Genomic DNA, 12,172 nt, shown 5'->3' with positions numbered 1-12,172 from the left:
TCTGACAAACTTACGCGCTTGGGCGGGGAGCAATCAGTCAAAACAACAGCAGGCTAAGAAGCCTGGCCATCCACGGCTACCACATCGTCTGTGCAGCTCGGGAGGGCCAGGCTTTATCATAAGCGTCCCCGCCCTCTTCACCAGCGGTTTGCTCAGCCAATATATCCCCCATTGAAGGCAAATCAGCGCTTTCATCTCCGGCGGACCAGACCCGCGCACGCATAAAGGCACGGGCGCACTGGCTGTATATTTCGGCGATTTCGATCACAACAACGGTGCGCGGCTGTTTACCATTCTTTTCAAAGCGCGCCAACATATCCGCGTCAGCAGTCACTCGCGCACGCCCATTGAGACGCACAACATTGTTTGAGCCCGGCACGAGAAACATTAGAGAAACGCGTGGGTCACGGACTATGTTTCTCAGGCTGTCGATGCGATTGTTGCCACGCCAATCCGGTAGCGCCAGCGTACCCGGATCAAGCTCTAATACCGCCGGACCATCGTCGCCGCGCGGGCTGTCATCGGTGCCTTCCGGACCTACAGTGGCCAGCATACATAACCGCGACGCCATGATCCATTGGCGATAAAGTGGCGTCATCCGCCGCGCGACTTTACGAAGTGACGGTGCTCCAGGTTGTCCGTAACACGCTTCCAACTCTTCAACTGTGTTGAGATACTTCATCCCGCCTTGAACCCCGCTTCTTGCATCAGTTTATCGGAATGCGTCTCAATCTCACGCTCCAGCGTCGTCATGAAAATATCACGCTCTAATCCAGGAGCGATGGCAGGCAAGAACTCAACCACACCCAAGCCCGGTTTGCGCAGAATACCGGTACGTGGCCAGAACAGGCCTACGTTGGTTGCTGCTGGCACACAGGGCTGTTCTAACTCGGCATAAAGCACACCTGTGCCAATCTTGTATTGCTTATCAGCTCCCGGCGCGACCCGTGTGCCTTGCGGATAGATCACCAGCTGGCCTGGTTCAGAAAACTCTGCCGCAACATCCTTCACCATACGGGCAATAGCGTTACCCTTTTTGCCTCGGTTTACCGGCACGCAGCCGAGCCGTTTTGCGTAGATACCAATGATCGGCGTCCAGAGCAGCTCACGTTTCATAATAAACTTGGCCGCCGGCGTGGTGTGAAAGATAATCAGAATATCAAGGAAGCTCTGATGCTTAGCAGCAATGATCACTTCTTCGGTCGGGATCGGCCCGCGTACCTCGGTACGCAAACCCAGCATCCATCGGGCACACCACAGAACGTAGCCCGCATAGCTCCGGCAGGCCATTCGGGCACCGCGTGGTGAAACCACGGCCCAAGGCGCAAAGGCCAGTCCAAAGATCAGCATCATCACATAAATCTGAACCATAAATACGGCAGACAATAGCCATCGAAATGAAGTCTTCACGCCAAATCTCCAAGACGTTTTTTGGCCGCACGTGTTGTGGCGGCAAAGGCGACAAGCGCACCAAGAACGGGAATGCACAAGGGAAGAAGCCAACCCCAGCTCTGAAAGCCGAGGCCGGTCAGAAATCCACCCTCGCGTGAGGCTTCGGGCATCAGCCAGACACCAACGATACCGAGCGCCATACCGACGCTTGCACCAAGTAATGCACGAAGAGTGAAACGCCGGATAAAAGCCTGCGCGATATAGGTATCCAGCGCGCCAACCAGGCGAAGCACCTCAATCACCTGAGCGTTGGCCGCAAGGGCCGCATTTGCCGCAAGGGTGATCATCGCAGCAGTTGCACCACCGATCAGAAGAATAGAAACCCACGCCAAACGCCGTAGCGCCTGCGCGGCATCAACCAGCGGGGCTCTCCATCGAGTGTGATCATCCAAGATCGCCCCTGGCACCTCGGCCTGAAGGCGTAATCGCAGGCCTGTGTCATCATAACCTGGATCGTCTTCAATGACCTCAATCAGCTGCGGTATCGGCAACGTCTCCAGCGGCAGCTTTGTGCCAAACCATGGCGTTAGAAGTGCCGCCTGCTCTTCGCGACTAAGCGCGCGTGCCGAAGCAACGCCCGGTGTCTGCTCTAAAATGGCCATCGCGGCTTTTGTCTGAGCGGCTCGCTGTTCCGTAGGTGCATTGATACGCAAGGTGGCAGCACGGGCGAGTTCTTCTGCCCAGCGGTCTGCCAACCGACCTGACGCCAGAGACAATGCCAGCGCAAAGACAGCAAGGAACGCCATCGCGCCCGATACGAACAATGTCAGTTGAGCGGTAAACCCGCTCGGTGGGACAACTCGATCGGCCTGGGCGTCCCCAATGATCAAACTGCGCAAACGGGTCAGATTCAAAGGTCCACCCCCGACTGCTGAAGTTGCCGGTTGGAGATCCGAAGAACCCGTGCCTGCACCTGCTTTTTCGCCGCCCGGATCAATGACAGGTCATGCGTCGCCACCAGCACCGTTTTGCCCATGTGATTCAACTCGACCAGCAATTGCAGCAGCCGTTGAGACATTTCCCAGTCGACATTGCCAGTGGGTTCATCAGCGACAATCACCTCCGGCGACAAGATCACAGATCTGGCAAGGGCCGCGCGTTGTCGCTCTCCTCCGGACAATTCAGGCGGCGTCGCATGCGCTCGCTCGGACAATCCCACCCAGTTCAACAACTCGTGCAAATTGGCCTCTTCCTGGGCAATGTCACGCCCGGAGACGGTCAGCGGCAACGCAATATTTTCAATAACCGGTAGATGATCCAAAAACCGGCAATCCTGATGTACCACGCCAACGCGGCGACGTAGATAAGCCATCTGATCGCGGTCCAAGCCATTGATATCCATATTAAAAGCACGTGCACGACCAGACGTCGGGGTAAGCGCTCCATAGCACAGTTTCAACAACGTCGTCTTACCGGCACCTGAGGGGCCAGTAAGGAAATGGAACGAGCCGGGCGCAAGTTGCACCGATACGTCGCTCAGCAGTTCCCCGCCACCGTAGTTGTACCCCACATTGTCCAGCTCGATCACGGCGATCCCCTTTTGGTCACCGGTGTTTTGCCCGACTGTGCGTCCAGTTTCAATGGTCAGCGCTGTTGCCATGCTGCCCCGGCAGAAAACAGTCGATGAAGGGTCAGGCGATTGGCTCTTTCGTGATAGCCCGGAACTGCCTATGATTACTCAACAATCATCCGCCGACAGCCGCCGGACCCCCCCGGAGCCACCCTAGGTCCCAAGGAGTGACCCATGCGACTGACATGCCCAAACTGCGCTGCCCAATATGAGGTGCCGGATGATGTGATCCCTGATGAGGGTCGCGACGTGCAGTGTTCCAATTGTGGACAGACATGGTTTCAAGCTGGCCCGGCGACGGCCGCCGAGGAACACCTCGCGGAACCCGAAACAGATGAGTTTATCGGCGAGATACCTCCTGAAGAGGGCATTGCCCCTGACGATGACGCACAAGACCAAGCTGGAGAGGCCTTGGAGGATAACTCAGTTGAAGCAGTCGACGCTGATGAAGACACGCTTCCCGACGACCAAACCTTTCAAGAACCGCCCCCCGAGGTCACAGAAACCGCGCGCGGTTTAGACCCAGCGATCAGCGATATTCTGCGTGAAGAGGCAGAGCGTGAAGCCAATCTCCGCGCAGCCGAAAGTAGTGATCTTCAGACACAAACGGATTTGGGGCTTGATTCTCTTCCTGAGGAAGAATCCGCCCGCCGGGCCCGCGAAGCGCGCGAGCAGATGGCCCGGATGCGCGGAGAGGATCCACAGCAGCTGGCCACAGCAGAGACAGAATCCCGTCGCGGACTGCTGCCGAACATCGATGAGATCAACTCTACGCTGCGCTCAGGTGAGATCCCTGCAGCCCCAATAGCGCCGCCTGAGGATGTGCGCCTTCCGAAGAAGAAACGTAGCTTTGCCCGCGGTTTTGCCGTTGCCCTATTGATCGCTCTTGGCCTCGCTATGGCATATGATAACGCACCACTGATCGCGCAGAAGCTGCCGCAAGCCGACCCCTACCTCAGCACATATGTCGCAAAGGTAGATGCGGCGCGGCTGTGGCTTGATACGCAGGTCCGTACCTTCACCGTTCAGCAATAATGCACTCAGAGGCGCCTTGCAATCAGGCCAATGATTGACACATGGCAGTTGCTCACCGGTATCAAAACCGATCCAGAAGTCGTTCAAGATAGCTGCGTTCTGTATCGCTTCGGCTGCGTTCACCTGAACGCCGACGTATTTCTTCCAGTAGGTCCCAGGCGCGGCGATACGCCTGTCCATCACTGAATTGCCCGTCAGACATCCCGCCGCTGCCCTGCTCACCGTTGCGCCGTCCAAGCGGATCCGTGCGATCCCCCTGAGCCGAGCTGCTGGCACGCCCCTGTCCTTGTTGCTGACCCGGCTGCTGTTGTTCGGCCATTGCTTCGCCCAGCGCCCGCATTCCCTCACGCAGGGCCTCCATAGCATCGGATTGGCGATCAATGGCTTCAGCCAAATCACCCTGTCGCAGTGCCTCCTCAGCGCCATCCATCGCCCGCCCAGCATCGTCCAGCGCATCACGCGTGGCATCACTGCCCTCTCCTCCACCGAGAGGAAGACCTTTGCGTTGGGCACGCAACTGGTCGCGCAGTGCTTGCTGCCTATCTGCGAGTGAGCCACTCAACCCTTGTTGCCCATCCTGTTGGCCGCCGCCGGGCTGGCTATTTGAGCCGCTCTGCTCGCTACCATTTTCCGGCGCGCGCTGGCCCTGTCCGCCCTCGCCGAGTTGCTGGCTACCACTGGGATCACCTGCTCCGGGACGATCACCTTGACCGCCCTGATTGCCCTGTCCTCCTTCATGGGATTGGCCCTGCCCAAGACCACCATTGCGGCCTTCATTTCCCTGGCTCTCGCCACGGCGGGCACCTGGATTGAACTGTTCCTGAAGATCCCGAAACGCCTGATCCGACAGGCCTTGTTGTTCACGCAGGGTTTCGGCAAGATCTTCCATGCTCTGCTCACCGGGATTGCCATCCTTGCCCTGCTGACCTTCGGTGACGCGCATGTTTTCCATCATTTCCTGAAATTCACGTAGCGCCTGTTCAGCCTCTGCCATACGCCCCTGTTCCATCAGTTCCTGAATACGATCCATCATCGCCTGCAAATCCTGCTGGCTCAGCTGCATGGCATTTTCATCCGGACTGCCTTGCTGGTCTCCCTGATCACCCTGCTCCTGTGCCTGCTGCCGCTGCAACTGACGAAGATAGTCCTGTGTAGCGTCGCGTAGTTGCTGCATCAGCCGCGCTATTTCTTCCTCGGTCGCACCGTCGCGCATTGCTTGGCTCAACTGTTCCTGCGCGCGCTCCATACGGGCCAATGCGTCTCCGACATCCCCCTCTTCCAGCTGGATTGCGAGGGTCCAAAGCGCCTCAGCTAGTTCTTCCTGCTGCTCTGGCCCCAGAGTTTTGTCTCTGCTGTGCCGTTCAAGCCGACGCAGGATCGTGCGCAGGCGCAGGTAGTCTCCGTGGTCGCGAAAGACCTCGGCCGGGTAAGTTGAGAGAGTTCGCAGGATTTGGGCGACCCGTGGCGCATTGGCGCGAGCCCAGAGCAAATCACGCCGCTGTTCTGCTACAGCTGCCGCCATCGGATCAAAAAAACGACGGGTCACGAGCGGTGCTTTCAGTGCTTCGGTCTCGCTCTTCTGTTCCGCCGCGTCCTGCGCCGTCATCTGATAAATAACTGGCATATTGGCCCAGGGATGCTTTGTAAAAGCATCAATCATTTGCTCATCAAAAGCGCGACGGTCGCCGCTCAATGGCAACGGCAGGTCCAGCACAATCGGGTCGCGGGCATCCGGCGTTGCGGCCAGTCCATGACGACGGTCAAGTGCGGCCATATCAAGTGAGATCTCAACGCCGCCTGCCACTACGCCGTAGTCATCGCTGGCAGTATACGCCAGTGATGTTGTATCATCCGATTCAAGAGCTGGACTACCGACAATGGCGATCGTCGGGGCCTGGTCTTCTATCAGCACGACAGTCCAACTGCGTCCTCCTGTGCCGTTGATGCTCAGCGTACCATCGGTTGTGATCTTAAAACGCTGCTCGGCCGCAGCTGCCGATGGCAAATCTCCGATACGTCCAGAGATAGTCTCATCCAGCGTCAGGTCACCCACGTCGCCATAAAAGCGCAGTGTGAGTTGACTATGCTCAGGCAAGGTCAGCACCTCATCGACTTGATCATTGAGGTAGAGCACCGGCAAGCCGGTATAACGCGGCGGCTCTATCCAGCCTTCCCATGTTGGTCCTGTCGCAGCAGCAGCCCCGGGCGTCATCTCACTCAGGCTGCCCACCCGCCAGATCGACCCAAACAACAGGCCAACCGCCAATGCAAGAACTGCCATATAACGTAGCGCAAACGGATCGGCACGCGCGACCGACAGATCTGGCATAGGTGCAACTGCCGTGGCGGCACGCGTTTGCATGCGGTATTGATGCGCTTTCCACAATGCTTGTGATGCGGGATCATTTGATCCGATCGCTTGCGCGTCCAACAATGCCGCTATGGGATGTCCCCGAACAGTCGTATCCAAACGCATCAGCGCATCCGACAGGCGCGGCCACCGATAACGCCATAGCCCAAAACCGACTGCCGTCGTACCGGCCAGTACCAGAACCACAGCACCGACCCAGACCATTTCGACGGGCAATTCTTCATGCAGCCCCAGCATCACCGCAGCCAGAGCAATCATCACAAGCGTTGTTAGAGGCCAGAACGAACACACCAACCGTTCAACGATCAATCCGAGCCAAGTAAAGCGTAACGGCCACCGAATGCTTCGAAGACGCGGATCAGACAGCCTCAGATCATGTGCCTTCCGATCAGATTGTTTTGCGGCTGCACTGCGTCGCTCAGTCTGTTCAATACCCACCGATGAACTGCTCAAAAAGCCAGTCCTATCAGCAGATGTCGCATCAGCATTGCGGCGAAACTCTCGATCATTGGCCATTCGGGTGGCGCCTCCGGTCAGCCCCGCGCCGCGCCAGATGCCGCGAAACCCGTCAGAGCCACTCAGGGATGGTATCGCGGTTTATCATTTCGTCAAAGTCCGGACGTCGGCGGATAACCGCGAATTGATCCCCATTCACCAGCACTTCTGGGATCAAGGGACGGGAGTTGTATTCACTCGCCATAACTGCGCCATAGGCCCCAGCGCTTCGGAAGGCGACCAAATCACCGGCCTCTAGCGGTGGCATATCGCGATGACGGGCAAAAGTATCGCCGGTTTCGCAGACTGGTCCCACAATATCATATGCACGCTGCTCAACACCGGCGTCCGCTTCAATCACGGGCACGATATCGTGGTACGCTTCGTACATCGCCGGGCGAATAAGATCGTTCATAGCACCATCAATGATCAGAAAATCACGATCTTCGCCTGACTTCACATAGATCACCTTGCTGACCATGACACCGGCGTTGCCCGCAATCAGCCGTCCGGGTTCGATTTCGATCTCGCAATCCAGATGGCCCAACGTACGCTTTACCATAGCCCCATATTCAACCGGCAACGGTGGCGTGTCGTTGGAGCGAGTATAGGGAATTCCCAAACCGCCACCCAGATCAAGGCGGTGGATGTCGTGACCATCGGCACGCAGCTGTTCGGTCAACTCCGCGACTTTTTGATAGGCCAGTTCAAATGGCGCAAGCTCTGTCAGCTGCGAGCCGATGTGCACGTCGATACCGATCACTTTGAGCCCTGGCAGTCTAGCCGCACGAGCGTATACTTCACGCGCACGCGCAATGGGAATCCCGAATTTATTCTCGGATTTTCCAGTAGCAATTTTGGCGTGTGTCTTGGCATCCACATTCGGGTTTACGCGTATGGTGATCGGCGCAGCGACACCCAACTCCAGCGCAACCGCGTTGATCACATCCATTTCCGGTTCAGATTCGACATTGAACTGGCGAACCCCGCCGCTGAGCGCGGTGCGAATTTCATCCTGTGTCTTACCGACGCCAGAAAACACGATCTTATCACCGGGAACACCAGCCGCCTTCGCACGCAGATATTCACCCTGACTGACCACATCCATGCCCGCTCCGGCTTGTGCCAGGGTTTTCAGAATCGCCTGATTGCTAGCCGCCTTCATCGCGTAGCACACCAGATGATCCATACCTTTCAACGCATCGTCGAAGAGATGGAAGTGCCGCAGAAGCGTCGCGGTGGAATACAGATAGAACGGAGTGCCCACAGCAGCCGCGATCTCAGCTACTGGCACATCTTCGGCGTAGAGAGCGCCGTCACGATAGAGAAAATGATCCATAGGTCGCGCTTAGACCAGAACCGGGGCGTGGATCAAATGATTCCACGCAGTTTCAGAGACCAAGATTGAGGCTAAGTGGCCCTTTGTGCAGGCCAAGACTACCGCCTGCATGTACACCGCTGTTGGAAACACCAACACCAGCGCTAAGAGAGGGTCGCACTGGTTCACCATCGACACCACAGGCCGCTAGACCCGTGCAGGTTGCAAGCGCGCATAGGATCAGAACGGTTCTCGTCATAGTGTCCTCTTTTGTATTGTAAGGTTGCGGCCGAATTCATTCGCCAGACCGCAACCGAACCTGCAATCAATCAGCCAAGGCTTTCCGCCAGCGAGCAACCTGCGCCCGCACTTGTGCGGGTGCGGTGCCGCCATATGATGTGCGTGAGTTTACCGAGTTTTCAACACCAAGCACAGTGAAGATGTCATCGGTAATACCATCGTGAACGCCTTGCATATCTGCGAGGCTAAGATCCGGCAAATCGCAACCGCGCTTTTCAGCCATCGCTACTAAGGTGCCAGTGACGTGGTGCGCATCGCGGAATGGTACCTTCAGTACCCGTACCATCCAGTCTGCAAGATCTGTGGCAGTGGAAAAGCCGGAACCCGCCGCTGCGGCAAGAGAGTCCCGGTTGCCGGTCATGTCTTTGACCATGCCTTCCATCGCCGCCAGTGCCAGCATCCAGTTATCCGCAGCGTCAAAGACCTGTTCTTTGTCTTCCTGCATATCCTTGGAGTAAGCGAGCGGCAGCCCCTTCATCACAATCATCAGCGCGGTATTTGCCCCAAAGATCCGGCCAACCTTGGCACGGATCAGCTCCGCCGCATCCGGGTTCTTCTTCTGTGGCATGATCGACGAGCCAGTGGAGAAGCGATCCGACAGGGCCACGAAACGGAATTGCGCCGAAGACCATATCACCAACTCTTCCGCAAAACGGGAGAGATGCACAGCGCTGATCGATGCAACAGAAAGGAACTCCAATGCAAAATCCCGATCGCTGACCGCATCCAGCGAATTTGCCGCCGGGCGGTCAAAGCCCAGCGCCTGCGCTGTCATGTCGCGATCGATAGGGAAGGAAGTGCCTGCCAGTGCCGCTGCACCCAGTGGCGATTCGTTCATCCGTGCCCGCGCATCGCGCACCCGTGACAAATCACGGCCGAACATTTCCACATAGGCCATCATATGGTGGCCCCAAGTCACCGGCTGCGCGGTCTGTAGGTGAGTGAACCCCGGCATGACCCAATCTGCACCCGCCTCCGCCTGTGACAGAAGCGCGCGGATCAACGCCAGGAGCCCCGATTCAGCCGCGTCCAATTGATCGCGAACCCACAGTTTGAAATCTGTTGCCACCTGATCGTTGCGGCTGCGGCCGGTATGTAGACGTCCTGCAGGCTCTCCGATAATTTCCTTCAGCCGAGCCTCAACATTCATGTGGATGTCTTCAAGCGCAGCGGAGAACTGGAAAGTTCCACCCTCGATCTCTGACAATACGGTGAGCAGCCCTTCCCGAATGGTCTCAGCGTCATTATCCGTAATAACACCTGTTGCAGCCAACATAGCTGCATGGGCTCTTGAGCCTGCGATGTCCTGTGCTGCCATCCGCTTGTCGAACCCGATTGAGGCATTGATCGCCTCCATGATCGCGTCCGGACCAGCGGCAAAGCGGCCGCCCCACATCTGGTTCGAGGATTGATCTGTCATGGTGTGGAACCCCGGAGATAATATGCGTCTGTTACGTCAGCTTTCCCTTTATATGGCCCTGGCCTTGGGTGCAAATGCAGCCTTGGCCGCCGACCCTGCCGCGCTGGCAGAAATGCGCGAGGGTGATATGAAAAAACTCGTGCTTCACAAAGCACCCAAACCTGTGTCTGGCGCTGAATTCCTGCTGGCAGATGACGCCGGTACAGCAACGCTCGCCGACTACAAAGGCAAGATCGTCCTGCTGAACTTCTGGGCGACATGGTGTGCACCGTGCCGCGCCGAGATGCCAATGCTGTCAGATTTGCAAGCCGAATTCGGCGGCAACGAGTTTGAGGTTCTGACTCTCGCAACCGGACGAAATTCCCCTGTAGGGATCCAGAAATTCTTTGACGAGACAGGCATCGACAATCTGCCTCGCCATCAGGATCCCCGACAGGCGGTCGCCCGTGAAATGGCGGTACGTGGCCTGCCGATCACGGTACTACTGAATCGTGACGGCCAGGAAATCGGCAGGCTGCTTGGCGATGCCGAGTGGAATTCCGATAGCGCCAAAGCGATTATCCGCGCCGTAATAGACTCTGAATAAACGCGTGGGGCGGTCCATAATCTGGGCCCTCCCAATAACAATCAGGTCCGCCGACAGCGATCGCATTGCGGGCCCGGCCACCTGATCATTGGATCAAACCGGATCAACTTTACCCAACGCCACCTTTGACAGACCCATTGCCCTGCCACCAATTTAGGTGTCAGGGAGGATGTAATGCCGTTGGAAATTTTAGTGACAATGGTGCTGGTTGGCATTGTTTTCATAGCTATACTTCTGCACTGCACCGGACGTTCAGCTGCGGTTTCTATGACGCGGGAGACTGCGGCTAAGGCCTGGTCCCGTCACGATCCCGATACTCAGATCCGAAATGCCCTACCAAACGCTATTGGTCATGCCGCCTTGGTCGACACAAATAAGGGGCTTGGTCTGGTTTGGTGTTTTGGCGCAGATACAATCGCGCGCCCATTAGCAGGTTGCCGCCTTGCGGATCACCCGAAAGGACTGCTCGTCCGGTTTGTCGATTTCGCTGCGCCGTCCGTGTTGCTGCACCTTTCCGAGGAGGAAAAGACAAGTTGGCGCCGGCACATCAACGATGCCACCACTCCGCCATCCGACATTGCCGCCTTAGAACAGACTGGAGAGACACATGGCTGATACGATTTCTTACCCTGATGTCACCCAGTGGGCAGTACCTTTCTTCATTGCCGCTATTCTGGCGGAATTTCTCTGGATCGCCCTCAAAGGGCGCGGCGGCCGGTATGAGACACGAGATGCGATAACCTCCCTGGTAATGGGAGCTGGCAGCGTCGCCTCAGGCATTGCACTCGGCTTCATAGCTTGGGCGTTTTTCATGCTGCTGTGGCGGGTCACACCGCTGGACCTTGGGACTGCGGTCTGCGCGATCATCCTATGCTTCGTATTAGACGACCTGCGGTACTATTGGGTGCACCGCTTTGGGCACCGCGTGCGCTGGGTCTGGGCCAGCCACGTTAATCACCACTCCAGCCAGCACTACAATCTGACCACCGCTTTGCGCCAAACATGGACCGGGACATTTACCTTCATGATGGTGGTCCGCGCACCCTTGGTCCTATTAGGGTTTCATCCCGCCATTGTGCTATTTGTCGGGGGCCTCAATCTGATCTACCAATTCTGGATTCATACCGAGACCATAGGCCGCATGCCACGTTGGTTTGAGGCCGTGATGAACACTCCCAGCCATCACCGCGCCCACCACGGGCGAAATCCTCGGTATCTCGATTGCAACTACGCCGGGGTGTTTATCATATGGGATAAGATGTTTGGTACGTTCGTCCCAGAACAGGAACACGACCGCCCTGACTACGGCTTGGTTCACAACATCGGTACATTCAATCCGCTACGTGTCGCGTTTCACGAATGGGTAAGTATTTTTAAAGATATAACCCAACCCGGCATCACTATTCGGCAACGTCTTCTCTATGCCGTAGCACCACCCGGGTATAGCCACGATGGCAGCCGTGACACTTCAGAAACGATCCGCATCAAACATCTGCGACGTCATCCGGAGGACGCCGATAGCCCAGGCTTTGATAGGCTCTGAGTATCATCCACTAATTTAGGTAAAACTGTCACTTTAATCCAAGTGCAACCCTTTTGCGCCAAGCTCTGGCCTGACCCATATT

The 12,172-nt window shown here is 56.9% G+C and carries 12 protein-coding genes; 4 read left to right on the top strand and 8 right to left on the bottom strand.

The annotated features are described in order from the left end of the window. Positions 1-76: 76 nt before the first annotated feature. The 4 genes from ACEWZM_RS12015 to ACEWZM_RS12000 are packed head-to-tail and all read right to left on the bottom strand — an operon-like array spanning position 77 to position 2,980. On the bottom strand, positions 77-682 hold the full coding sequence (locus ACEWZM_RS12015) for a pyridoxamine 5'-phosphate oxidase family protein (RefSeq protein ID WP_414006649.1): 606 nt from the start codon (positions 680-682) through the stop codon (positions 77-79). Further along, complete coding sequence (locus tag ACEWZM_RS12010) at positions 679-1,410, bottom strand: lysophospholipid acyltransferase family protein (RefSeq protein ID WP_414006648.1); 732 nt, start codon at positions 1,408-1,410, stop codon at positions 679-681. The genes ACEWZM_RS12015 and ACEWZM_RS12010 overlap by 4 nt, the downstream gene beginning before the upstream one ends. Then, positions 1,407-2,306 carry a cell division protein FtsX gene (locus ACEWZM_RS12005; RefSeq protein WP_414006647.1) on the bottom strand — a complete coding sequence of 300 codons (900 nt, stop codon included), beginning with the start codon at positions 2,304-2,306 and terminating at the stop codon, positions 1,407-1,409. Before ACEWZM_RS12005 ends, ACEWZM_RS12010 begins: the two co-directional genes overlap by 4 nt. Then, complete coding sequence (locus ACEWZM_RS12000; protein ID WP_414008025.1) at positions 2,303-2,980, bottom strand: cell division ATP-binding protein FtsE; 678 nt, start codon at positions 2,978-2,980, stop codon at positions 2,303-2,305. The genes ACEWZM_RS12005 and ACEWZM_RS12000 overlap by 4 nt, the downstream gene beginning before the upstream one ends. Before the next feature lie 216 nt (positions 2,981-3,196). Here ACEWZM_RS12000 and ACEWZM_RS11995 point away from each other — a divergent pair, with 216 nt between their 5' ends. Continuing rightward, complete coding sequence (locus ACEWZM_RS11995; protein WP_414006646.1) at positions 3,197-4,057, top strand: zinc-ribbon domain-containing protein; 861 nt, start codon at positions 3,197-3,199, stop codon at positions 4,055-4,057. Between the two features lie 61 nt (positions 4,058-4,118). Here ACEWZM_RS11995 and ACEWZM_RS11990 read toward each other — a convergent pair whose 3' ends face one another. From ACEWZM_RS11990 to argH, 4 genes are all read right to left on the bottom strand, one after another. After that, entirely contained in the window at positions 4,119-6,800 is a 2,682-nt protein-coding gene (locus ACEWZM_RS11990) for a DUF4175 domain-containing protein (RefSeq protein ID WP_414008024.1), read from the bottom strand. 196 nt (positions 6,801-6,996) lie between these two features. Beyond that, a complete protein-coding gene (gene lysA / locus ACEWZM_RS11985; protein WP_414006645.1) occupies positions 6,997-8,262 on the bottom strand; it encodes a diaminopimelate decarboxylase in 1,266 nt (421 codons plus the stop codon). Positions 8,263-8,314: 52 nt separating this feature from the next. Next, positions 8,315-8,500: a hypothetical protein gene (locus tag ACEWZM_RS11980; RefSeq protein WP_414006644.1), complete on the bottom strand. Its 186-nt coding sequence runs from the start codon at positions 8,498-8,500 to the stop codon at positions 8,315-8,317. 66 nt (positions 8,501-8,566) lie between these two features. Then, the gene (gene argH, locus ACEWZM_RS11975; protein WP_414006643.1) at positions 8,567-9,961 is read right to left on the bottom strand and encodes an argininosuccinate lyase; all 1,395 of its coding nucleotides are present in this window, start codon (positions 9,959-9,961) and stop codon (positions 8,567-8,569) included. 22 nt (positions 9,962-9,983) lie between these two features. On the opposite strand from argH, the gene ACEWZM_RS11970 reads away from it, so the two are divergent. The 3 genes from ACEWZM_RS11970 to ACEWZM_RS11960 all read left to right on the top strand — a co-directional run bounded on the left by ACEWZM_RS11970 (position 9,984) and on the right by ACEWZM_RS11960 (position 12,090). Then, on the top strand, positions 9,984-10,547 hold the full coding sequence (locus ACEWZM_RS11970; protein ID WP_414006642.1) for a TlpA disulfide reductase family protein: 564 nt from the start codon (positions 9,984-9,986) through the stop codon (positions 10,545-10,547). Positions 10,548-10,721: 174 nt separating this feature from the next. Then, positions 10,722-11,162, top strand: a complete 441-nt coding sequence (locus tag ACEWZM_RS11965; protein WP_414006641.1) for a hypothetical protein — start codon at positions 10,722-10,724, stop codon at positions 11,160-11,162. Next, a complete protein-coding gene (locus ACEWZM_RS11960; RefSeq protein ID WP_414006640.1) occupies positions 11,155-12,090 on the top strand; it encodes a sterol desaturase family protein in 936 nt (311 codons plus the stop codon). The genes ACEWZM_RS11965 and ACEWZM_RS11960 overlap by 8 nt, the downstream gene beginning before the upstream one ends. Positions 12,091-12,172 lie beyond the last annotated feature (82 nt).

Origin of the sequence: Phaeobacter cretensis (assembly GCF_047372505.1) — a bacterium.
GTDB lineage: Bacteria > Pseudomonadota > Alphaproteobacteria > Rhodobacterales > Rhodobacteraceae > Phaeobacter > Phaeobacter cretensis.
The sequence above is the reverse complement of the archived record's forward strand: the minus strand, read 5'-3'. Positions and strand labels throughout refer to the sequence as shown.